Annotated in this window: 20 protein-coding genes; 11 read left to right on the plus strand and 9 right to left on the minus strand. The window is 70.4% G+C overall.

Annotation, left to right across the window (positions count from 1 at the left end; all coding sequences use genetic code 11):
• From D7X74_RS23420 to D7X74_RS23455, 8 genes are all read left to right on the plus strand, one after another.
• A partial coding sequence (locus D7X74_RS23420) for an AgmX/PglI C-terminal domain-containing protein (RefSeq protein WP_147446657.1) occupies positions 1-433 on the plus strand: 433 nt, incomplete at its 5' end.
• Between the two features lie 40 nt (positions 434-473).
• A complete protein-coding gene (locus tag D7X74_RS23425; RefSeq protein ID WP_120535220.1) occupies positions 474-1,313 on the plus strand; it encodes a GNAT family N-acetyltransferase in 840 nt (279 codons plus the stop codon).
• Between the two features lie 205 nt (positions 1,314-1,518).
• Positions 1,519-1,968, plus strand: a complete 450-nt coding sequence (locus tag D7X74_RS23430) for a hypothetical protein (RefSeq protein WP_147444390.1) — start codon at positions 1,519-1,521, stop codon at positions 1,966-1,968.
• A gap of 141 nt (positions 1,969-2,109) precedes the next feature.
• Positions 2,110-2,769, plus strand: coding sequence for a hypothetical protein (locus D7X74_RS23435; protein WP_120535222.1), 660 nt, complete (start codon positions 2,110-2,112; stop codon positions 2,767-2,769).
• A gap of 108 nt (positions 2,770-2,877) precedes the next feature.
• The gene (locus tag D7X74_RS23440) at positions 2,878-3,501 is read left to right on the plus strand and encodes a tRNA-(ms[2]io[6]A)-hydroxylase (protein ID WP_120535223.1); all 624 of its coding nucleotides are present in this window, start codon (positions 2,878-2,880) and stop codon (positions 3,499-3,501) included.
• Between the two features lie 277 nt (positions 3,502-3,778).
• On the plus strand, positions 3,779-5,572 hold the full coding sequence (locus D7X74_RS23445) for a phosphoenolpyruvate carboxykinase (GTP) (protein WP_120535224.1): 1,794 nt from the start codon (positions 3,779-3,781) through the stop codon (positions 5,570-5,572).
• Between the two features lie 139 nt (positions 5,573-5,711).
• Positions 5,712-6,545 (plus strand): hypothetical protein, encoded by an 834-nt coding sequence (locus tag D7X74_RS23450; protein ID WP_120535225.1) that lies wholly within the window; start codon positions 5,712-5,714, stop codon positions 6,543-6,545.
• The gene (locus D7X74_RS23455) at positions 6,545-7,981 is read left to right on the plus strand and encodes an ABC transporter substrate-binding protein (protein ID WP_120535226.1); all 1,437 of its coding nucleotides are present in this window, start codon (positions 6,545-6,547) and stop codon (positions 7,979-7,981) included. Before D7X74_RS23450 ends, D7X74_RS23455 begins: the two co-directional genes overlap by 1 nt.
• A gap of 5 nt (positions 7,982-7,986) precedes the next feature.
• On the opposite strand, the gene D7X74_RS23460 is transcribed toward D7X74_RS23455, so the two are convergent.
• The 6 genes from D7X74_RS23460 to D7X74_RS23485 form a co-directional block, all read right to left on the minus strand.
• A complete protein-coding gene (locus tag D7X74_RS23460) occupies positions 7,987-9,216 on the minus strand; it encodes a pyridoxal phosphate-dependent aminotransferase (protein ID WP_120535227.1) in 1,230 nt (409 codons plus the stop codon).
• A complete protein-coding gene (locus tag D7X74_RS23465) occupies positions 9,213-9,491 on the minus strand; it encodes a hypothetical protein (protein WP_120535228.1) in 279 nt (92 codons plus the stop codon). The genes D7X74_RS23460 and D7X74_RS23465 overlap by 4 nt, the downstream gene beginning before the upstream one ends.
• Before the next feature lie 115 nt (positions 9,492-9,606).
• The gene (bioD, locus tag D7X74_RS23470) at positions 9,607-10,302 is read right to left on the minus strand and encodes a dethiobiotin synthase (RefSeq protein WP_120535229.1); all 696 of its coding nucleotides are present in this window, start codon (positions 10,300-10,302) and stop codon (positions 9,607-9,609) included.
• On the minus strand, positions 10,289-11,473 hold the full coding sequence (bioF, locus tag D7X74_RS23475; RefSeq protein ID WP_120535230.1) for an 8-amino-7-oxononanoate synthase: 1,185 nt from the start codon (positions 11,471-11,473) through the stop codon (positions 10,289-10,291). Before bioF ends, bioD begins: the two co-directional genes overlap by 14 nt.
• Positions 11,470-12,495 carry a biotin synthase BioB gene (gene bioB / locus D7X74_RS23480; RefSeq protein ID WP_120535231.1) on the minus strand — a complete coding sequence of 342 codons (1,026 nt, stop codon included), beginning with the start codon at positions 12,493-12,495 and terminating at the stop codon, positions 11,470-11,472. The genes bioF and bioB overlap by 4 nt, the downstream gene beginning before the upstream one ends.
• Positions 12,496-12,698: 203 nt before the next feature.
• Positions 12,699-12,968, minus strand: a complete 270-nt coding sequence (locus D7X74_RS23485; RefSeq protein WP_120535232.1) for a GlsB/YeaQ/YmgE family stress response membrane protein — start codon at positions 12,966-12,968, stop codon at positions 12,699-12,701.
• A 178-nt stretch (positions 12,969-13,146) separates the two neighbouring features.
• Between D7X74_RS23485 and radA the strand changes: the two genes are divergently transcribed.
• Complete coding sequence (gene radA / locus D7X74_RS23490) at positions 13,147-14,508, plus strand: DNA repair protein RadA (protein ID WP_120535233.1); 1,362 nt, start codon at positions 13,147-13,149, stop codon at positions 14,506-14,508.
• Between the two features lie 4 nt (positions 14,509-14,512).
• Here radA and D7X74_RS23495 read toward each other — a convergent pair whose 3' ends face one another.
• A complete protein-coding gene (locus tag D7X74_RS23495) occupies positions 14,513-15,292 on the minus strand; it encodes a hypothetical protein (RefSeq protein ID WP_147446658.1) in 780 nt (259 codons plus the stop codon).
• Positions 15,293-15,301: 9 nt separating this feature from the next.
• A complete protein-coding gene (locus D7X74_RS23500) occupies positions 15,302-17,026 on the minus strand; it encodes a hypothetical protein (RefSeq protein WP_147446659.1) in 1,725 nt (574 codons plus the stop codon).
• Positions 17,027-17,617: 591 nt separating this feature from the next.
• Between D7X74_RS23500 and D7X74_RS23505 the strand changes: the two genes are divergently transcribed.
• Positions 17,618-19,099: a HAMP domain-containing sensor histidine kinase gene (locus D7X74_RS23505; RefSeq protein ID WP_120535236.1), complete on the plus strand. Its 1,482-nt coding sequence runs from the start codon at positions 17,618-17,620 to the stop codon at positions 19,097-19,099.
• A 111-nt stretch (positions 19,100-19,210) separates the two neighbouring features.
• Here D7X74_RS23505 and D7X74_RS43705 read toward each other — a convergent pair whose 3' ends face one another.
• Positions 19,211-19,789, minus strand: a complete 579-nt coding sequence (locus D7X74_RS43705; protein ID WP_199741883.1) for an NUDIX hydrolase — start codon at positions 19,787-19,789, stop codon at positions 19,211-19,213.
• A 169-nt stretch (positions 19,790-19,958) separates the two neighbouring features.
• On the opposite strand from D7X74_RS43705, the gene D7X74_RS23515 reads away from it, so the two are divergent.
• Positions 19,959-21,365, plus strand: a complete 1,407-nt coding sequence (locus D7X74_RS23515; RefSeq protein WP_120535238.1) for a sigma-54 dependent transcriptional regulator — start codon at positions 19,959-19,961, stop codon at positions 21,363-21,365.
• Positions 21,366-21,431: the final 66 nt, after the last annotated feature.

Here is a 21,431-nt window from a genome sequence, read left to right on the forward strand (position 1 = left end):
CTCCTCCCCCTCCCCACGAATCCCGGTCCCACCGCGTGAACCCGCACCGCGTCCGGGCCGCGAGGCTCCCGACCCGCGCCGCGTGGAGGTCGTGGAGCCCCAGGTGGAGTCCACCACTGGACGAATCGACGCGGAGGACCTGCGCCTGGCCCTCCAGGCGGTGACTCCGCTCGTGCAGCAATGTTTCGAGGACGCCGCACAACGCAACCCAGGCACACAAGAAGTGAAGCTGCGTTTCACCGTGGAAGGGGAGAACGGGGACGGAAAGATGAACCGGGGCGAGCTGCTCGGAAGCAGCATCCCCGACCCGATGGTGCAGGCGTGCGTGCTGGACTCGCTCCTGGACGCGCGCTTCCCGGCGCCCCGGTTGGGGGGGACGGCCACGGTCATCCATCCGTTCCGCTTCGGACCTCCGGGGGAGGCTGGCCCGTGAGGTCGGGTTGCGCGTAAGGTTCGGCCCCCTTCCCCCGCGCATGCCCGTCACCGTCGAACAGCTCGCGCCTTCCCACACGGACGCCCTGCGCGCGCTCCTGGCGAAGGATCCCGTCCACAACCTCTACCTGCTGGGGCTGCTGGAGGAGTTCGGCATCGCGGCCCCGGCGCGCGAGGCGGCCTTCTCCTTCCACGGCCGCTTCGACAGCGGCGTCCTCACCGCCGCCATCTTCGTGGGCGGCGAAGGGGGACTCGTGGTGCCCAGCGCCAGCGACGCCAGCGCCACCGGCGTCATCGCGGACGCGCTCGCCGCTTCGCTGAAGCTGCGCGCCACCGTGGGGGACAAGTCCGCGGTGGACGCGCTGGTGCGCAGCCTGTGTGAAGGCAAGCCGCGCCTGTCGCGCACCCAGCGGCTGTTCAGCGTCTCCGCGGACGACCTGGGGCCCTTCACCAACCCCACCCTGCGCCTGGCCCGCGAGGAGGACGTGCCCCGCCTGCTGCCCCTGGCCCAGGGGTACGTGCGAGAAATCCTGGAGCGCGACCCGCTGGCGGAGGACCCGGCCCACTACGAGGCCCGCCTCCTCCAGCGCGTGCGTCAGCGCCGCACCTACGTGCTGGAGGAGAACGGCGCGCTCGTCTTCAAGGTGGACATCGGCTGCCGCTCGCAGTTCGGCGCGGAGCTGGAGGGCATGTACACGCTGGCCTCCCGCCGCCGCGAAGGCCACGCCACGCTGTGCCTGGGGCAGATTTCCCGGCACCTGTTGTCCTCGCTGCCCAGGCTCGCCATGCGCATCGACGAGCGCGACGAGAGCACCGCCCGCATCGCGCGCAAGGTGGGCTACCACGCCGGCCGCACCCAGCGGCTCGTGCTGGTGGAGTAGCCCAGGCCCCTGTTGCCCCCGGGGCAACACAGGCAACACCGGCCTGTGGCTTCCGGAACAACAAGGATTGCCATTATTTCAAGCAAGCATCTGAAAGCACGTCATTCTGGCAACCCGGCATGACGCTTGCTCCTGGGAGGCGTGGCGCGCGGCATCCGCGAGCCCGGCGGCCCCAATCACCGCCGCATTTCACGGGAGCAGGACCATGAAGGGTTTGCAGACGCTGGCGAAGGTGTGTGCATTCGGTGTCGTGGCGCTGAGCGCGGGCACGGCGGCCGCGTGGCAGTACCACCCGGGCTACGCGTTCAAGGCCTACTATGCCGGTGACACCGGGTGCTTCAACCCGAACAGCTGGTCGAGCATCCGCAACGACTGTACGACGACGCGCACGCTGATCGCCTCCGTGCCGATGTGGGCGGTCGGGTACCACCCGACGACGGTGCAGATCTACGGCAACAACAGCTGGTGCCAGTCCTTGACGGTCAACGGCGTGGGCAACGCCGGCCAGGTGGGCCCCGTGGTGTACACGGTGGCCGGCCCCATGGCGTGGCAGACGCTCAACACGGGCGACCGCTACGTCTGGGAGGACTACGCCATCGCCATCCACTGCGGCCTGCAGCCGGGCGGCGTCATCGGCGGCTTCACCATCGACTGAGGCGCCCCGTGACTCGCGCCGGATGACGTCACCGGCGCGAGGGCAGTCTTGATGCGCGGCCGCGCGAAGGCCCCGTCTTCCTCATTCCTCCCCCTTCGCGCGGCCCGTTCCTTCCTCCCGCACCTTCTCGCGAGCGCCCCGATGACCTCCCGGCTCCAGACCGTCCTCGCCCTCGTCAACACGGCCGCCATCGCGGGCGTGCTGTTCGCCTTCGTGGATCACCAGCGCGACTCCCGCCAGGAGCTGGAGGAGCTGCGAGCCCAGGTGCGCAAGGCCTCCACGGGCGACAGCCTGGACCTGGCCGGACGCCGCGCCGCCGCGGAGACCGCGATGCGGCTGTGGGCGGCCAACGCCGGAGCACAGCCTTCCGCCGCACGCGCGCAGCCGCCCGTCCAGGCCCAAACCCCCGCGCCGGAGGAAGGCTCCGAAGCGGGCGACGTGCCGCCACCACCGCCGCCGCGCCCTCCTCCGCCGTCCTTCGAACAGTCGCGCACGCGCGTGTTCACCGCGTTCGCGGAGGAGACGGTGGACAACGACTGGAGCGGCAAGGCGTCGCAGACGCTCAACGAGGCCTTCCGGCAACACCTGCCCGCGAGCTCCCGCGTGAAGTCACTGGACTGCCGCGCCACGCTCTGCCGCGTGGAGCTGGTGCACCGGACGGCGGCGGACCACGGAGCCCTGCTGATGAACGGCCTGCGCGCGTGGCCGGGCTCCATCCTCGTCGCCAGCGAAGCGCAGGAAGGCGCCGACTACGTCGTCACCCTGCTCGCGTCCAAGGAAGGCACCCGCCCGCCGCTGTGAAGTCCCAGCTCGCGCGTGACGGCCGGCCCGTCCACGAAGGAGGCGGGCTCACGGCGCACCCAAGACGCGCGCACGGCGCCCCGTGGATGCCCTACAGTCGCGCCCCGCATGAGCCGTCCCACGCCCACCCGCCGTCCCCTCTCCGGAGCGGGCCCCGTCATCCTCCACGCGCCCACGGACCCGGGCTGGCTGCCGCTGGCCCTGGCGAACTTCGACGCGGTGCTGGTGGACCACGCCCACTGCGAGAAGAAGGCCGCCGCCAACGCGCTCTCCATGCTCCAGGCCTACCCGGACCTGCCCGGCCTGCCCGCGCAGATGGCCCGGCTGGCCCGCGAGGAGAGCGCCCACCTGGCCCGCGTGCTGGACCTGATGGCCGCGCGCGGGCTCACGCTCACCAAGGATGCGGGCGACCCGTACGCGCAGGGGCTCCAGAAGCACGTGCGCACCCCCGCCCCGGAGCGGCGTGTGGACCGGCTGCTCGTCGCCGCCATCATCGAGGCGCGCTCCTGTGAGCGGCTGTCCCTGCTCGCCGAAGGGCTCACCGACCCGGCGCTCGCCCGGTTCTACGGAGAGCTGGCGCAGTCCGAGGACGGCCACCAGTCCCTCTTCCACCGGCTGGCCGTCACCGCGTCCGGCGGAGACGAGGCCGGTGTGGACGCGCGCCTGCAGCACCTGCTGACCCAGGAGTCCCAGGTGCTCGCGGCCGTGGGCCTGCGCGCCGCCATCCACTGAAGCGGAAAGCGCCGGATCCTGGAGGTTGGGGGCCCAACAGGGACACGACGCGACGCGCCGACAGGGTGTGCCGCACCGCGCCGTTTACTGATGGGCGACCGGGGGCTGATAAGTGGAATTAGGCCAGAGCGGTCGAAAGTCCGGTTGACTGCCGGACGTCAGTTGATTTTGGGCCGCCAGCCGAGAAGGTTTGATGTTCTTCCGCTGGTAGGTTCTCGCCCCCTTTGAGAACCGGTACGCGGGAGATCCGCTCATGAGACACCCCGAGGAAAACTCCATGACTTCGACGCAAGCGGCAGCCGCCACCGAGCAGGCGCCCACGAAGAACCCCACGCTGCTGGCGTGGGTGGCCCGCATGGCCGCGATGACCCAGCCGGACAGCATCGTCTGGTGTGACGGCTCCGAGGCGGAGAAGAAGCGCCTCACCGACCAGGCCGTGGCGGACGGCACGCTCATCCCGCTGAACCCGGAGAAGCGCCCGGGCTGCTACCTGCACCGCTCCAACCCCAACGACGTGGCGCGCGTCGAGCACCTCACGTTCATCTGTACGCCCAACAAGACGGACGCCGGCCCCACCAACAACTGGATGGACCCGGAGGCCGCGTACACGAAGCTGGGCCACCTGTTCGAAGGCTGCATGAAGGGCCGCACGATGTACGTGGTGCCCTATGCCATGGGCCCGCTGGGCAGCCCCTTCACGAAGATCGGCGTGGAGCTGACGGACAGCAACTACGTGGTCCTCAACATGCGGATCATGACCCGCATGGGGAAGGCCGCCCTGGACATGCTGGGCGACAGCGACGACTTCAACCGCGGCCTGCACTCCACGGGCGACGTGAACCCGGACCGCCGCTACATCTGCCACTTCCCCCAGGACAACACCATCTGGAGCTTCGGCTCGGGATATGGCGGCAACGTGCTGCTGGGCAAGAAATGCCTCGCGCTGCGCATCGGCAGCTACCTGGGCCGCGAGGAGGGCTGGCTCGCGGAGCACATGCTCATCCTGGGCGTCACCAGCCCCAAGGGTGAGACGACCTACGTCGCCGCCGCCTTCCCGTCCGCGTGCGGCAAGACGAACTTCGCGATGATGATCCCGCCCAAGGAGTACAAGGGCTGGAAGATCGAAACGGTGGGCGACGACATCGCCTGGATGCGCCCGGGCCCCGACGGCCGCCTGTACGCCATCAACCCGGAGGCCGGCTACTTCGGCGTGGTGCCGGGCACCAACTTCAAGACCAACCCCAACGCGATGGAGACCATCGCCAAGGACACCCTCTTCACGAACGTGGCCCTCACGGCCGACGGCGACGTGTGGTGGGAGGGCAAGGACGGCGAGGTCCCCGAGGAGCTCACCGACTGGCAGGGCAAGCCCTGGAAGAAGGGCAGCGCGGAGAAGGCGGCGCACCCGAACAGCCGCTTCACCGCGCCCATGAGCAACAACCCGGTGCTCAGCGGCAAGGCCAACGACCCCATGGGCGTGCCCATCAGCGCGCTCATCTTTGGCGGCCGCCGCTCCAACACCGTCCCCCTGGTCATCCAGGCCTTCAACTGGACCCACGGCGTGTTCCTGGGCGCCACCATGGGCAGTGAGACGACGGCCGCGGCCACCGGCAAGGTGGGCGTGGTGCGCCGCGACCCGATGGCCATGCTGCCCTTCTGCGGCTACCACATGGGCGACTACCTCCAGCACTGGCTGGACATGCAGAAGTCCATCCCGCAGCTGCCGAAGATCTTCCAGGTGAACTGGTTCCGCCAGGACAAGAACGGCAAGTTCATCTGGCCGGGCTTCGGGGACAACATGCGCGTCCTCGAGTGGATCGTGAACCGCGTCCACGGCCGCGTCCCCACCCAGGAGACGCTGCTGGGCTGGGTGCCGCGCCAGGACCAGGGCCTCAACCTGGAGGGCCTGGACCTGTCCAAGGAGGCCCTCGCGGAGGCCACCTCCATCAAGGAGGACGAGTGGAAGTCCGAGCTCAAGAGCCAGGAGGTCTTCTTCGAGCAGCTGGGCACCAAGGCCCCCGAGGCCCTGATGCTCCAGCGCAAGCTGCTCATCGCGCGCCTGGACGGCTGACCGCCCTGTAGCACCCGGGACGGGCCTGACGGGGCCGCTCTTCCCCCTCCTGGAGACAGGGGGGTGTGGGCGGCCCCGGTGCATTTGGTGGGGTCGCCACTTCGACGGCCGGAGTGTTCGGCGCTAGGCTCTTCGTCCCATGAGACTGGTTTTCGTGTTGTCGCTGGCGCTCGCGCTGGCGCCGGGCTCGGCCCTGGCGCAGCGTGGCGGGACCAAGGCCCCCAATGTTCAGGCGCTGCTGAAGGAAGGCAAGCGCCTCTATGACGCGGGCAAGTACAAGGAGGCCGCCGACGCGCTGAAACAAGCGCACGAGGCGCAGCCCCACCCGCAGCTCATCTACAACATCGCCGTGGCGCTGGAGTACGCGGGCGAGCCGCGCGAGGCGATGACCTGGTATCGCCAGTACGTCACGTCCAACAGCGAGGACACCAACCCCACCCTGCTGAAGAACAGCAACCGCGCCATCGACCGGCTGCGGGTGCAGCTGGACCGCGAGGACCAGGCGCAGGCGACGGCGGACGCGGACCGCAAGCGGCTGGAGGCGGAAGCGGACGCGGCCCGGAAGCAGGCGGAGGAGGAGCAGCTGGCGGCCCGGCGCGCGGAGGAGGACAGCTCGCGTCAGCGGCAGGCGGAGTTCGACCGCGCGATGAAGTCCTACCAGCGCCAGCGCATTGGCGCCTTCGCTGTGGGCGGCGTGGCGGTGCTGGGCGTGGGCGCGGGCGTGCTGTTCGGCATGCAGGCGCGGGACGCGCGCGAGCAGTTCGACAGCGCCTCCACGCTGGAAGACAAGGAAACGTTCTCGGACAGCACGAAGAGCAAGGCGCTGCTCGCGGACATCGGCTTCGGCGTGGGGCTCGCGGGAGCCATCACCGCCATCATCCTGTATCCCAAAGAAGGTCCCCCCACGCAGGGCGAGGTCCGCGTGACGCTCGCGCCGCGCGGTGTCGGGGCCGGCATGGAGGTCCACTTCTGATGCGCGCGCTGGGAATGATGACGTTGGGCATGGCGCTGTTGACCTCCGGGTGCAGCTTCACCACGGCGGGCGGCCTGTCCGAATGCGTGACGAGCAGTGACTGCGGCACCAACAGCGTCTGCACGACGGGCTTCTGCCTGCCGCAGCCGGCGGGGTGCGGCCAGGTGGTGGGCGCCACGTCCGCGGCGAACACCATCGCGCTGGGCGCGCTGGTGCCGCTCACCAACCGCAGCGGCAACGCGGAGATTGAACAGCAGCGCCTCAACGGCCTGAAGCTGGCGCTGGACGAGGTGAACGCGCTGGAGGGCGTGGGTGGCCGACAGTTCGTCATGTACATCTGCGACACGCAGGCGGACGTGGAGAACGCCAAGGCGCAGGCGCGCTGGCTGGTGAACGACAAGCAGGCGGTGGCGGTGTTCAGCGCGGGCAGCGCGCAGACCATCGGCATCAGCTCCATCACCATCCCCAAGGGCGTGTTGCTGATGAGCCACACGGCCACCAGCGCGGCCTTCACGTCGCTGGAGGACAAGAACAACGGCACGGTGGGCCTGGTGTGGCGCACGACGCCGTCGGACGCGCTCCAGGGCCGCGTCATCGCGGACGTGCTCCGGGGCACCACGGTCATCAATGATCCGGGCGTGACGTTCACCCCGCCGAACAAGGTGGGCGTGGCGTACGTCAACGACACCTACGGCCAGGGCCTGTATTCGTCGCTGCTGGACCGGCTCACCACGAAGACGCTGGATGGCGCGCAGTACGAGCGCGGCGGCGACGTGACGGGCGCGGTGACCCGGCTGGTCAACTTCAAGCCGGACCTGACGGTGCTCGCGGGCTTCACGGAAGACAACGCGCGCCTGCTGCCCCAGGCGGCGACGGCGGGCGTGTCCGTGACGAACAACAACCGGTGGTTCCTCACCGACGCCAGCAAGGACCCCACGCTGCTGACGAGCCTGGGCTCGAACAAGAACGAGATCGTCGGCGCCTACGGCACGGCGCCCGCGTCCGCGCGGCCCAACGACTCCACGTACAAGCTCTTCGCGGACCGCTTCACCACCGCCTACAAGGTGGACCCGGGGCAGTTCTCCTTCACCGCGCATGCGTACGACGCCATGTACGCGGTGACGCTGGGCGCGGCGTACGCGGTGGGCAACGACCTGGCCAATCCGCAGGCCGTCACCGGCACCCGCATCGCGGAGGGACTCACCAGGCTGACGCCCGCCTCGGGGCAGACGACGAACAGCTACCAGTTGGGCCCGGTGCAGTTCACCGGCGCGCGCGACGAGCTGCGCCAGGGCAAGGTCATCAACGTGCGCGGCGCCAGCGGCGACCTGGACTTCAACAACGACACGGGTGAGGCGCCTTCGCCGTACGAGCTGTTCAAGGTGGAGAGCACCGGCTTCCGCACGCTGCAGCTCATCACCCCGCCGGCGGACTGAGAGCCTCAGGCGGTGAGTTCGCGCACCAGCGGCGCGAGCGCGGCGGTGAAGACCTCGGGCGTCGGCAGCAGCGACAGCACGAGGTACGCACCGCCGCCGAAGTCGTAGAAGTAACCCGGCTGCACGCGCACGCCGGCCGCGAGGAGGCGCAAGCAGGTGGCCTCCTCGCCGGGCTGAAGCGGGATGCGCAGCACCGCGCTCCAGCCTCCGTGCGCGGGCACCACGTCCCAGGCCGCGTCCTCCGGGCGCGCCGCGACCAATCGCTCCCGGTTGCCCTTCACGCGCTCCAACAGGGCCTGCTGGAAGCGCGGCGCGTGGGCCAGGAGTCCTGACAGGGCGAGCTGCACGGGCGTGCCCACGGACAGGGCGGCGTCCGCCACGTCCTCCAGCCGGGCCAGGGCCTCGTCGCGCAGGGACGTGGGGCCGCCCACGTGGAGCCACGACAGCTTGAGGCCGGGCAGGCCCGCCACCTTGGACAGGCCGGACAGGGCGAAGGTGAGGCATGGCAGGGGCCGTCCCGCCACCGTCGTCACCCTTCCCGTCCCGGTGTCCCAGGCGAAGTCGGAGAACACCTCATCGCAGAGGAGCGCGAGGCCATGGCGCGCGCACACGTCCGCGAGCGCCTGGAGTTCCCCTTCGTGGAGGAAGTGGCCGGTGGGGTTGCCCGGGTTCACCACCAGCACCGCGCGGGTGCGAGCGTCGATGGCCGCCTCCACCGCGGCCGCATCCAGACCGAAGCCGTGCACGGAGGGCAGCCGATAGGGCCGCGTGTGCACGCCCTCCAGGCGCGCCAGGACGTCCAGGAGCGGGTAGCCGGGCGCGGGCACGAGCACGGTGTCGCCCGGGTCGCACAGGAGCTTGAAGAGCCAGCCGTAGGTCTCGCTGGTGCTGGCCGCGAGGACGACGTGCTCGGAGGACACGGGCGCGCCCCGCGTGGACAGGTACCCGGCCACGGCCTCGCGCGCGGAGGGCAGGCCGAAGGGCTCCGGGGCGTAGAGGAAGGGCGAAGCCGCGAGGCTCGCGCCGTCCGCGTCGGTCGGTGGGTGGGACGGAGCGCGGATCCGCTGCGCTCCGGGCTTCAGGAGGTCCGGATCGGGCAGGGGCAGCCCGACGCGGGTGGGGTTGGTCTCCGCGAGATCCAACAGGGGCAGCCCGCGCGACTGGCGCTCGGCTGCGGCCTGGGAAAGCGGATTGGGCGTGCGTGGGAAGGCGGTGCGGAGCGAGAAGCGGCTCACAGCCCCGTCTGCAGCATGGCCGTGGCCACGCGGCGGATGAGCTCGCGGCGCAGCTCCTGCCGGCAGTGCTCGATGGCCTTCTCGTGCGGTTGGGGAAGCTCCGGGTCACGGGTGCGCATCGCGGTGCGGAGGACCAGCTCGACCTTGGAAGGCTCGAGCTGAAACAGCCGGGGACCGTCTTTCTGGAGGAAGTAGGACAGCCCGCGCTGTTCGATGAGCTTCTGGAAGAAGCGTCGGACGTCCGCGAGGAGCGTGATGTCGATGATGTCCGCCATTCGTGCCGGCTTTCTCGCGCGGAACAAACGGGACGTCCATTTCGCGGCCACCACCACGCGAAAACTTGCGCGACCTGTAGCACGCACCCGGAAGCCGAACGCGGCGGAGGCCGATTTATCGGGCCCGCGCGCGTTCGGGCACCAGCGGCGCCAGGGCCCGCCGGAACGCCAGATGGCGCCTGCGCGCATCCTCCACATGCGGCACTGGACCCAGCACCTCCACCCCGTGGCGGGCCTCCAGGTAGCGTCGGTTGTCCCGCTCCGCCAGGTCGCGTCCCGGCACCCCTCGCGACAGCACCACCGCGCGCACGGACAGCTTCCTTGACGCCAGCGCCTCCAGCGACAAGGCCACGTGGTTGAGCGTGCCCAGCCCCGCCCGCGCCACCAGCACCACCGGCAGGCCGAAGGTCTGGATCAGCTCCACCACGTCGCGCTTCGAATCCACCGGAACGAACAGCCCCCCTGCCCCCTCCACCACCACCGCCCCGTCCTTCAGCCGCTTCCACGCCTCAAGCGTCACCCGCCAGTCCGGCTCCCGCCCCAACCGTTGGGCCGCGATGCCCGGGGCCAGCGGCGCGCGGAAGCGGTGCGGACACACCGCCTCCACGGGCAGCGTGCTGCCCGCGGCCTCGCGCATCGCCAGCGCGTCCGACGGGGCCTTCAGGGACGCACAGCCGCTCTCGTAGGGCTTGAAGCCCTGGGGTGACAGGCCCGCGTCCCGCATGAGCGACAAGAGCGCGCACGACACCTGCGTCTTGCCCACCCCGGTGTCCGTGCCGGTGACGAAGAAGCGGAGTTCAGCAGGCTTCACGGGTGACTCCCAGCCGGCGCAACGCCTCCAGCGCCAGGTCGATGTGGTCCGTTGAATGGGCTGCGGAGAGGCAGAAGCGCAGCCGGCTGGTGCCCTCGGGAACCGTGGGCGGACGGATGGCCTTCACCAGGAGCCCCTCCTCCCGCAGGCGCTTCGCCGCATCCAGCGCCCGCGCGGGCTCGCCCAGGATGACCGGGAAGATGGCGCTCCGGGGTTCCGCTGGCAGTCCCAGGGAACGCAGCCCCTCGGTGAACCGGTGGATGTGTCCCCACAGCCGCTCACGCGGAGCCGGGTCATGCTCCACCAGGTCCACCGCGCACGCGGCGGCGGCGCACAGGGCCGCGGGCAGCGCGGTGGAATAGACGAAGGGCCGGGCGCGGCTCACCAGCAGGTCCGCCACCGCGCGCGAGGTGGCGACATACGCCCCCAGCCCGCCCAGCGCCTTGCTCAGCGTGCCCATGCGCAGGTCCACGCGGTCCTCCAGGCCCAGCGCCTCGCACAGGCCCGCGCCACGCGCGCCCAGGACGCCGGTGGCGTGCGCCTCATCCACCATCAGCGCGGCGCCGTGGGCCTCGCACGCCGCCACCAGCTCGCGCAGGGGCGCCACGTCCCCATCCATGGAGAAGACGCTGTCGGTGACGACCAGCTTGCGCCGGGCCGGCGTGTCCGCGAGCGCCCGGGCCAGCGCGCCAGCCTCCGCGTGTGGATAGACGACGACGCGCGCGCGCGACAGCCGGCAGCCGTCCACCAGGGACGCGTGGTTGAGGGCGTCGGAGAAGACAGCGTCCCCGGGCCCCACCAGCGCGGGGAGGATGCCGGTGTTGGCCGCGTAGCCAGAGTTGAAGAGGCGCACGGCCTGCGCGCGCTCGAAGCGGGCCAGCCGCGCCTCCAGCTGCTGGTGCGGCACCATGTCCCCCACCACCAGCCGGCTCGCGCCGGTGCCCACGCCGTAGCGCTCCAGCGCGGACACGGCGGCGGCGCGCACGGCGGGCGACGCCGCGAGGCCCAGGTAGTCATTGGAGGAGAAGTTGATCAGCCGCTCGTCCCCCAGGCGCACCTCGGCGCCCTGGGGTGAGTCGAGCGGTTCGAGCACGCGGCGCAGGCCCTTCGCGGACAGGGCCTCCAGGTCCTCGCGCGCCCAGCCCTCCGCGACCGGAGCGGAGGACTTCACCGGTCCTGCCGGGGCTCCAGGGGGCGGATGCCCGCCTTCTCCAAGAGCGCCATGTCCTGGGTGTACTCAGGGTTGCCGGTGGTGAGCAGCTTCTCCCCGAAGAAGAGCGAGTTGGCGCCCGCGAGCATGCAGAGCAGCTGCGCCTCCTCGTTCATCTGCATGCGGCCCGCGGACAGGCGCACCATGGCCTGGGGCATGAGCAGGCGGGCGGTGGCGATGGTGCGCACCATGTCCACCGTCTCCACACGGTGCTGCTCGGCCAGCGGCGTGCCCTCCACGGGGACGAGCGCGTTGATGGGCACCGACTCCGGGTGGACCTCCTGGTTGGCCAGCGTGCGCAGGAGGTTGCAGCGATCATCCACGGACTCGCCCATGCCGATGATGCCGCCGCAGCACACGGAGATGCCCGCGTCGCGCACCCGGTCCAACGTGCGCAGCCGGTCGTCATACGTGCGGGTGGAGATGATGTCGCCGTAGTGCTCCGGCGACGTGTCCAGGTTGTGGTTGTACGCGGACAGGCCCGCCTCGCGCAGGCGCTTCGCCTGGCCCTCCGACAGCATGCCGAGCGTGGCGCACGCCTCCATGCCCAGGGCCCGGACGCCGCGCACCATCTCCAGCACGCTGTCGAACTGGGGACCGTCCTTCACCTCACGCCACGCCGCGCCCATGCAGAAGCGCGTGGCCCCCGCCTGACGGGCCTGCGTCGCGGCGGCCAGCACCTCTGGCACCGCCATCAACTTCTCCGCCTTGACGCCCGTCTTGTAGCGCGCCGCCTGCGGGCAGTACGCGCAGTCCTCCGGACACCCGCCCGTCTTGATGGAGAGCAACGAGCACAGCTGCACCTTGTTCTCCACGAACACCTGCCGGTGCACCGTCTGCGCCTTGTGCACGAGGTCCAGCAGCGGCAACTGGTACAGCGCGCGAACCTCCGCGAGCGACCAGTCGTGTCGCACCGTCACCCCTTCCGGGGCGGGGGCGGCGTGGTGGGCGTGGCCGTGGAAGGACTCGGCGGTCTCGGACATGCGGGCTCGGCTCCTGGAACAGGGACGTCAGGAGCCCGACGGTGCGTGGCCGAAAGACCATTGTCAACGCCCTAACGCCAGGGGGTTGACGAGTCCCGCCTCGATGCGGAGACAGGAGCCCGCAAAGACGACGGGACGTCCGTGCGTGACGGACGTCCCTCGTGCTGTCTCCCGCCTCATCGGCAGGGAAGACCCTCGCGTGGCTAGACGTGGACGCGGCGACCGCGGCCGGCGAGCCCGACGAGGAACAACACGACCAGTGCGCCCAGGACGGAGAAGAGCAGGCCCGTGGGGTGCAGGTCGAACATGCGACCGTCACGCGAGAACAGCGAGCCCACGAAGCCGCCCACGAACGAGCCGGCGATGCCGAGCAGCGTGGTGGCGATGAGCCCCATCGACTGGTTCCCCGGCATGATGGCTCGAGCAATCAGACCCGCGATCAGACCAATCACCAGAAACGCGATAATCCCCATGACAACCTCCCCTGTGTGGGGGCCCGCTCTGTGCGACGCCCGTGGACCAGAAACTGGGTTGCCCCTCCCTGTAGGGCAACTCGCTACCTGATCCTGGAGGGTGAGCTTGCCTGCTCTCCAGCCGTGGCCTCACGCGGGACGAGGAAACGTCAGGGGTCTGGGCTAGACACCTCAACCCATGGCGAAGGCGAAGACGCACTACACCTGTCAGGCCTGCGGCTACCAGACGGCGAAGTGGCTCGGGAAGTGTCCGGACTGCGGCGCATGGAGTTCGCTCCTGGAGGAGACCGAGGCGAAGGTGGACGACAAGCGCCCGGCGTGGGGCGCGTCGGGCGGGGCCTCGCGGCCGGTGAAGCTCCAGGACGTGACGGGGGAGACGGAGGTGCGCCGGCGCACGGGCATCGCCGAGTTCGACCGCGTGCTGGGCGGCGGCGTGGTGGGCGGTTCGCTGGTGCTCCTGGGAGGAGACCCGGGCATCGGCAAGTCCACGCTGCTGCTGGCGGCGCTGGACAAGCTGGCGCGGCATGGGCCGGTGCTCTACGTGTCGGGTGAAGAGAGCCTGCGGCAGACGAAGATGCGCGCCGAGCGCCTGCGGGTGGAGAGCGACAACATCCACCTGTTCGCGGAGACGGACGCGGACCGGGTGCTGGCCGCGGCGGAGGCGATGAAGCCCCAGGCGCTGGTGGTGGACTCCATCCAGACCATGTACCTGCCGGAGCTGGGCAACGCGCCGGGCAGCATCACCCAGGTGCGCGAGGTGGCGGGCCGGCTGATGGCCTTCGCCAAGCGCAGCGGGGTGCCCACGTTCCTGGTGGGGCACGTGACGAAGGAAGGCTCCATCGCGGGCCCCCGGGTGCTGGAGCACATGGTGGACACGGTCCTCTACTTTGAAGGTGAAAGGGGCCACCCGTTCCGCCTGCTGCGCGCGCACAAGAACCGCTTCGGCAGCACCAACGAGATTGGCGTCTTCGAGATGAAGGGCGCGGGGCTGATGGAGGTGGCGGACCCGTCCGCGCTGTTCCTCTCCGAGCGGCCGCAGGGCAAGTCCGGCAGCGTGGTGACGAGCACGCTCAACGGCACGCGTCCCCTGCTGGTGGAGGTGCAGGCGCTGGTGGCGCCCACGGGCTACGGCACCGCGCGGCGCACGGCGATTGGCGTGGACGGCAACCGGGTGGCGCTGCTGGCCGCGGTGCTGGAGAAGAAGGAGGAGATTCCGCTGGTGGGCTGCGACCTGTTCGTCAACGTGGCGGGCGGCATGCAGTTGAGTGAACCGGCGTGCGACCTGGCGGTGTGCGCGGCGCTGGTGAGCAGCCTGCAGAACCGGCCGTTGGATCCGAAGACGCTGGTGCTGGGAGAGGTGGGGCTCGCGGGCGAGGTGCGCGCGGTGGGCCAGGTGGAGCCAAGGCTCGCGGAGGCCGCGAAGATGGGCTTCCAGCGGGTGGTGATGCCCGCCGGCAGCGCGCGGCGGTTGGAGAAGACGAAGATGCAGGTGGTGGGCGTGGAGACCCTGAGCGAAGCGCTGGCCGCGATGTTCGACTGACGGTTCAGGACGCGCGAGGCAGTGAGGACACGTCGGGCACGCGCAGGGGCATGGCGTTCGTCTGGTGGTCGTAGAAGGACGCGGGCCCCAGGGTGGCGATGAGTCGGGCCTCGGCGGCGTCGCCGTCCGGGGTCATGGCCTGGGTGGGCAGCTCGTAGGGCTGGACGAGCACGAGGCCACCGTCCAGGGCTTGTCGCTGTTCTGGGGGAATCGCATCCAGGCGTGCGCCGAAGAGCTTCACGAAGGGGGCGCCGAAGATGTTGCGCCAGAAGAGGCCATCCAGGCCTTCGCTATAGTCGCGCACGTTGAAGAGCAGCGTGGAGCCGAAACCGTCCTCGTTCGGCACGATGCGATTGGTCTTGCGGTCGAAGTCATCCTTGAGACCGGCCTGCACGAGGGGCGAACCCAACAGGTGCATGATTTCAACGACCTGACGCAGGTGGGCTTCGCGCCAGCCAGGCTTCCTCGCCTCCACGACGGACGTCATCCAGGTGAATGACCCGGCGTAGGGGTACCTGCCGTGGCGCTCCGCCGTGATCTGGAGAAAGTCCCGATCGGTCTTCGCGCCAATGGTGAAGTTCTTGAACTCGTCGTAGTAGGCCGCGAGGACATCTGGGTTGAAGGGCCCGGGCTCCAACCGTTCCGCCATGTCGAAGCCCCCGTAGCGAACCGGCTGGAACCAACGGTTGTCCGAGAAGAACCGCCGAGCCAGTTCGCGAATGGTGCTCGTCGAGGGGGCACCTGGGGGCAGGGAGAACTTTGTCTTCAAAGAGCGCGAAGCCATGACCTGCCTTCAAGGGAAGTAGCGGATGTTGGCGCGTCCCACCGCATTGAGCGCATCCAACTGGGCGCGCAGCGGATCGGAGAGGTGGGTCGCCCCAGCCGGGTGCTTGGAAGAGCGGATCCAGAGTTCGATGGAACCATCGTATTTGTCCACGTAGTTCATCATGGCCTTCAGGTTGCCCGTGAGCGACAACTCCGCACGACCCTTCACCTCGACGAAGCTGTACGGGTGGCCCCAGACGAGGTCGCTGGGACGTCCCAGCACGGAATCCGGAACGAACCCCTGGGCCGAACTCCCAGGCGGCGGCAACAAGAGGCTCGTGTTCTTCGGGTAGTTCCTGCTCTGGAGCACCGCCTGTTCGAACTCGCTGCCCGCGCCCTTGTTCTTGATGACCGTCTGGTAGAGCCGCTCCCACTCCGGATCCACTGCGTATTGGATGCGGGGGTACTTCGTCGGATGACGGAACTGGTAGTCCACCCACGCCTGCGCCAGGTGCTCCGCGCTGCCCGGCACCAGCCGCGCGCCCTCCGCCGTCACGCGCGAGCCCACCAGGGCCACGCGCTTGCCCTGTGCCAGTACGCGGCCCGCTTCGGCCAGCGGGGACTCCAGCCGCTTCGCCACGGCTTGCAGCTTCGCCACGTCCTCCGCTGACACCGCATCACCGCGCGCCGCTGCTCGCAGCACCCGACGGATCTCCTGCGCTTCTTGCGGTGACAGGTGTTGCACCACCCGTTGCAACACCTGCACCTCTTGCAGGCTGCGGCCCGTCAACAGCGCCACGCGCTCCGCGCCCTGCGCGCCCTCCGACAGCAGGCGCCCCGACACCACCGGCAGCGCCACACTCACCGCGCACAGCAACCGCTCGCCGTCCGTCAGCGGGTGCCCCAGGATGCTCACTCCCAGCACAACGCCCGTCACGTCCGCCACTTCTCCGGCGACGGGCAGCAGACCCACCGCCATCTCCAGCACGATCTCCTCGGGGGGAACGCCCAGAGGCTCCCGGCGCGGGTCCCATGTCGGGGGCGCGAGGCGACCCGCCTCCACCGCCGAGGCCAGCAGGCTGTCGCGCGCCAGCAGGTAGAGCGCCACTTCGCTGGGGCTCTTGCGCACGAAGTCTGGATCCAGCGTGTGCGCGTAGGCCCAGTCGAGCACCGCCTCCACCAGCGCCCGCTGCGTCTCTTCGTACAGCGCGCTTTCGGTGAGCAGCCCGTCCTGACCGAGCCTGCGGAAATGCGCCTCGGCCAGGGCCCGGCCGCGCGCCTCCGCCCAGCGGTGGTACTCCTCCAGCTTCGCGTCCACCCGCGTCGAGCGCGCCCCGTCCTCACGCTGTCGCTGCGACTGCTCGACCTTCAGCCGCAGGTACACCTCCAGTGGTGAGTCTTCCGCGAGCTGCTCCTCGGTCCGCGCGAGGGCCCAGATGAACAGTTCATTCAGCGCGGCATGGCCCGCCTGGCGCTCCTCCTCCGTCACCGCGGGCTTCTTCAGGTCCGCCCGCTTCTCGGTGATGAACGCGAGGTAGCGCCCCAGGACGTCCCCGCCCTCCGTGCCCACAGTGACACCCGAGCCCCCAGTGCCCCTGGCCTCACGCGGGAACGATGGCGGCGAAGCACTGCGATAGCGCGTGTAGCCGTAATGCCCCACCGGCAGGGCACCGGCGCCCGGCGTGGTGCACGCCACGAGCGACAGCATCAACACCAGACTTCCGCCGAAACGCCCCAGACGTCCATCCGGCATTACCGCCTCCCCAGCCTTTTCAAATATCAATCAGCACTGACGTGCTCCGAGAGGCCCTTCCTGACGCGGGTCGCGACACGCATTTCCCTCTGGAACGCTCACCCCATCGTCCGCGGCCAGGGCGCTCGGACCCGAGGCGCGTGGCGACACGTCTTGCCCTACAGAACGTCCACGACAGCGGCTGTCCCCGGGGCGTCCAGAACGCCCCGGATGCTGGGGTTCAACGCGTGCCATGACACGCTTCACCTGTCGGCCCGCCACGGCGGCAGCGGAGCCGGCGTGTCAGGAATTCATCCGACACCCAGACACGACTCGTGCCGCCGACGAGGCCTCGTCGGCGACAACGCGTCAGGAGCGCTCCCAGCCGTTCACACCCGACACGTGTGGCACCACGCCTTCCGTGTCAGACCGTCCACACCATCGCCGTCCACCGCGCGGCCTGAATGGCTCCGGGCCTTCAGACAACACCGTGCCCTCGCGGGTTCCCGAAGCGCTCCGGCCCCGCGTCTTTCAGCGCCGTGCGCGCAGAACGAGTGCTGGTCATGGCCCGGGGCATGCCGTTTGATGCGTGACACGAGGAGCGCCGCCCGGATGACGCATCGCCCCCTTTCCTCCCGCCTGCGGGACGCGCTGGGCTCGCTGTCAGCACGGCTGCTGGTGGCGTTCCTGCTGCCCACCCTGCTCTTCCTCGCGCTGGCGGGAGCCTCCGTGTACGCGCTCGCCCGCGCGAGCCTGGAGGACGAGCTGGGCTCGAGCCTGTCCGCGCTGGCCGCCGCCACCGCCAGCCAGGTCAGCGGCGAGCGCATGCTCACCATCGAGCCCGGGGACGACGTGTCCGGCACCCGCACCTGGCGCAACCTCGTGCGACTGCTCGACGGCGTGCGCACCGCCAGCGGGGTGCGTCGCGTGTACGCGGTGGACGCGCAGGGTCGCGTGCGCACCGACGTGGGCGGCAACCTGCCCGTGGGCGCCGAGGTGCCGGAGCTCGCGCGCGACCGTCTGGAATTGACCCGCGTCTTCGCCGGCAAGCGCGCCGCCAGCCAGGTGCTCTTCACCGGGTCCGACGGGCTGCTCTACAAGACGGGCTACGCGCCCGTGGTCCAGGATGGACAGGTGGTGGGCGCCATTGGCGTGGAGGGCAGCGCGGCCTTCTTCGGTCCGCTGCGCCGGCTGTGGCGCACCTTCGTCATGGCCAGCGTCGTGGCGCTCGTCGCGCTCGCCTTCATCGCCATGCTCACCGCCCGGGGACTGGCCCGTCCGTTGCGGCGGCTGATGGACTCGGCGCTGCGGATCGGCCGGGGCGACCTGACCACCCCCGTGCCTCCGGAGCCCACCCGGGAGATTGGCGTGCTCGCGCGCGAGCTGGAGGTCATGCGCGGCGCCCTGGAGAGCCGGGACCGACAGCTCAAGCTCATGCTCGCGGGCGTGGCCCACGAGGTGCGCAATCCGCTGGGCGGCATCGCGCTCTTCTCCGGCCTCCTGCAGGAAGACCTGCGCGCGGGCGCCCACGCGGACGCGGGCAGCCACGTGGACCGCATCCAGCGCGAGGTCGCCTACCTCCAGCGCATCGTCGAGGACTTCCTCGCCTTCGCCCGCGAGCAACCCCTGGCACGCGCTCCCATGGAGGCCCCCGACCTCGTGTCGAGCGCCTGCGAGCTGCTCGCCATGGAAGCCAGTGGCAAGGGCGTGACCCTGGACGTGGACGCCGCGCCCGCGCACCTGGAGGCGGACGGCAGCCTGCTCACGGCCGCGCTCGTGAACCTGGTGAAGAACGCCGTGCAGGCCGCGCCCTCCGGCAGCCACGTGAAGGTCCGAGGACAGCGCCGCGACGGCGGCTACGCCATCGACGTCCAGGACTCCGGCCCTGGCGTCCCCGAGGCCGAACGCGAACGCATCTTCGAGCCCTTCTTCACCACCCGAGAGCAGGGCACCGGCCTGGGCCTGCCCCTCGCGCGGAAGATCGTCCGCGCGCACGGAGGCGAGCTCGCCCTGCGCTCCTCCCCGGGCGACACCGTCTTCACGCTCACGCTGCCCTGCGCTCCGGATTCAGGGGAGGCACGAGCGCGGCCGTGAAGTGCTCCGCGAGGCCCGTCCTGCGCTCGACGCCGGACCCCTTCAGTCCCCAGCCCCAGCACATCCGTGAGCCGTATCGGGCCACGTCCTCCCGGCGGGACACCCTTTCGCCTACGGCGTTCCCCCAACGCCCACGGCCTCACGCGCCTTCTGCAACATGCGCCGCAGCGGCGCCTCATCCGCGCGCGCCAGCGCCTCGTCCCAGGAGAGCCACTGGATGCCAAACGACTCCGCGGGGTCGTGCGCGAGCGCTTCGGGATCCTCCGCCACCACGAGGTAGCGCACGTCCAGGTGACGGTGTTCGGGTTCGTCCTTGCGCCCGGGAATGGTGTGGATGTCCACGTCCAGCGGGCGCGGCGCGCTGGGGTGCGGGTGCACGCGGCACCCGGTCTCCTCGCGGGCCTCGCGCAGGGCGGTGGCTTCCATGTCGCCGCCATCCCCCGCCTCCGCGTGCCCTCCGGGTTGCAACCAGCGCTTCAGCTTCGCGTGGTGCAGGAGCGCCACCTTCGCGCCCGTGGGGTCCACCACCACCGCGCTGCCGGTGAAGTGCGCTTCGGCCTGCGCGCGCGAGAAGGGCTCCCCCAGCGACGTGGCGAAGAGGCGCATGCGCGACAGGTCCTCGCGCTCCTTGTCGTCCCGGGGGACGTGGCGTGCGAGCAGTTCGACGAGGGCGTTGGAAGCAGGGGCCATGCGCCAGGGTTTAGCCACACGCCCCGAGGGGGACGCCAGCGCTTTCACCGCGACGGACGTGCGGCCGTCCCGGTCCGGTGTAGGGTGCCACCCCCAGGCCCGCCCTCCCGCCGGAGCGCGCCGGCAGTGCCCCTTCTTCCAGCGGACCTTTCGAGCAGGTGAGCAGGCCATGGCGCGCATCCTCGTCATCGACGACCACGACACCCTCCGCGAGGGCATGACCGTCACCCTCACCCGCTCCGGCCACACCGTGTCCGCGGTGAAGAGCGGGGCGGACGGGCTCGCGGCGTACAAGAAGGCTCCCTTCGACCTGGTCGTCACTGACTTGAAGATGGACGGCATGGACGGCATCGCCGTCACGCGCGCCCTCAAGCAGTTGGACGCGGGCGCGGTGGTGATGGTCGTGACGGCCTTCGGCACCATCGAGACCGCCGTGCTGGCCATGCAGGAGGGCGCCTACGACTTCATCACCAAGCCCTTCCCCCCGGAGGTGCTGCGCGCCAAGGTGGACAAGGGCCTGGAGCTGTCCGCCACGCGCCGCCAGGTGGAGCGCCTCACCGCCCGCACCGACGCGCACGACGCCGACGCCGCCCTCACCCACCGCGACATCGTGGGCGACAGCGAGCCCATGCAGAAGCTGCTCGGACAGGTGCGCAAGGTGGCCGCCAGCGACGCCACCGTGCTCGTGCGCGGCGAGAGCGGCACCGGCAAGGAGCTGGTCGCCCGGATGATCCACCAGCAGTCTCCCCGCCGCGACGGGGCCTTCGTCGTGGTGCACTGCGCGGCCCTGGCGGAGACCCTGCTGGAGAGCGAGCTGTTCGGCCACGAGCGCGGCTCCTTCACCGGCGCGGTGAAGCGCAAGCTCGGCCGCTTCGAGCTGGCCGACGGCGGCACCCTCTTCCTGGATGAGATTGGAGAGATTCCCTCCTCCGTGCAGACCAAGCTCTTGCGCGTGCTCCAGGAGAAGGAGCTGCAGCGCGTGGGCGGAGAAGAGACCCTCAAGGTGGACGTGCGCGTGGTGAGCGCCACCCACCGCGACCTCCAGGCGGAGGTGAAGGCGGGCCGCTTCCGCGAGGACCTGTACTACCGGCTGCACATCGTCCCGCTCACCCTGCCGCCCCTGCGCGAGCGCCCCGAGGACATCGCCGCGCTCGCGCGCCACTTCGTCGCCAAGCACGCGCCCCGGGTGAACCGGCGCGTCACCGGCATCGAGGACGCCACGCTGCACGCGCTCACCCGCCACGCGTGGCCCGGCAATGTGCGCGAGCTGGAGAACGCGATGGAGCAGTCGCTCGTCTTCGCCGAGGGCGAAAGGCTCACCCCCGCGGACCTGCCCCCGCACCTGTCCGGCCAGACGCCGCGCATGGACGCCGGGCTGCCCGTTCCCCAGGGCGACCGCCCCCTGCCCGAAATCCTGGAGGACCTGGAGCGCCAGCTCATCGCCCGCGCCTACGAAAAGGCCGGCGGCGTGAAGACGGAGACCGCCCGACTGCTGGGCATCAAGACCTCCGCGCTGTACTACAAGCTGGAGAAGTACGGCTTCCTCCCCCGGGGCGAGCGCCCTGAAGAAGCCTGAAGAAGAAGCCTGAAGCCGAGACCCGAGCCCCCCGCGCCTCGGAAATCCGTCACCCCTGCCCTGGCC

It is taken from the genome of Corallococcus sp. CA047B (assembly GCF_003612065.1).
GTDB classification, from domain to species: Bacteria; Myxococcota; Myxococcia; order Myxococcales; family Myxococcaceae; genus Corallococcus; species Corallococcus praedator.

Coding starts and splice junctions, on each gene's coding strand:
- D7X74_RS43705 (WP_199741883.1), bottom strand. CDS start 19,789: ATGGCCCCTGCTTCCAACGCCCTCGTCGAACTGCTCGCACGCCACGTC.
- radA (WP_120535233.1), top strand. CDS start 13,147: ATGGCGAAGGCGAAGACGCACTACACCTGTCAGGCCTGCGGCTACCAG.
- D7X74_RS23445 (WP_120535224.1), top strand. CDS start 3,779: ATGACTTCGACGCAAGCGGCAGCCGCCACCGAGCAGGCGCCCACGAAG.
- D7X74_RS23465 (WP_120535228.1), bottom strand. CDS start 9,491: ATGGCGGACATCATCGACATCACGCTCCTCGCGGACGTCCGACGCTTC.
- D7X74_RS23450 (WP_120535225.1), top strand. CDS start 5,712: ATGAGACTGGTTTTCGTGTTGTCGCTGGCGCTCGCGCTGGCGCCGGGC.
- D7X74_RS23430 (WP_147444390.1), top strand. CDS start 1,519: ATGAAGGGTTTGCAGACGCTGGCGAAGGTGTGTGCATTCGGTGTCGTG.
- bioB (WP_120535231.1), bottom strand. CDS start 12,495: ATGTCCGAGACCGCCGAGTCCTTCCACGGCCACGCCCACCACGCCGCC.
- D7X74_RS23440 (WP_120535223.1), top strand. CDS start 2,878: ATGAGCCGTCCCACGCCCACCCGCCGTCCCCTCTCCGGAGCGGGCCCC.
- D7X74_RS23500 (WP_147446659.1), bottom strand. CDS start 17,026: ATGCCGGATGGACGTCTGGGGCGTTTCGGCGGAAGTCTGGTGTTGATG.
- D7X74_RS23495 (WP_147446658.1), bottom strand. CDS start 15,292: ATGGCTTCGCGCTCTTTGAAGACAAAGTTCTCCCTGCCCCCAGGTGCC.
- D7X74_RS23455 (WP_120535226.1), top strand. CDS start 6,545: ATGCGCGCGCTGGGAATGATGACGTTGGGCATGGCGCTGTTGACCTCC.
- D7X74_RS23515 (WP_120535238.1), top strand. CDS start 19,959: ATGGCGCGCATCCTCGTCATCGACGACCACGACACCCTCCGCGAGGGC.
- D7X74_RS23505 (WP_120535236.1), top strand. CDS start 17,618: ATGACGCATCGCCCCCTTTCCTCCCGCCTGCGGGACGCGCTGGGCTCG.
- D7X74_RS23485 (WP_120535232.1), bottom strand. CDS start 12,968: ATGGGGATTATCGCGTTTCTGGTGATTGGTCTGATCGCGGGTCTGATT.
- D7X74_RS23425 (WP_120535220.1), top strand. CDS start 474: ATGCCCGTCACCGTCGAACAGCTCGCGCCTTCCCACACGGACGCCCTG.
- D7X74_RS23435 (WP_120535222.1), top strand. CDS start 2,110: ATGACCTCCCGGCTCCAGACCGTCCTCGCCCTCGTCAACACGGCCGCC.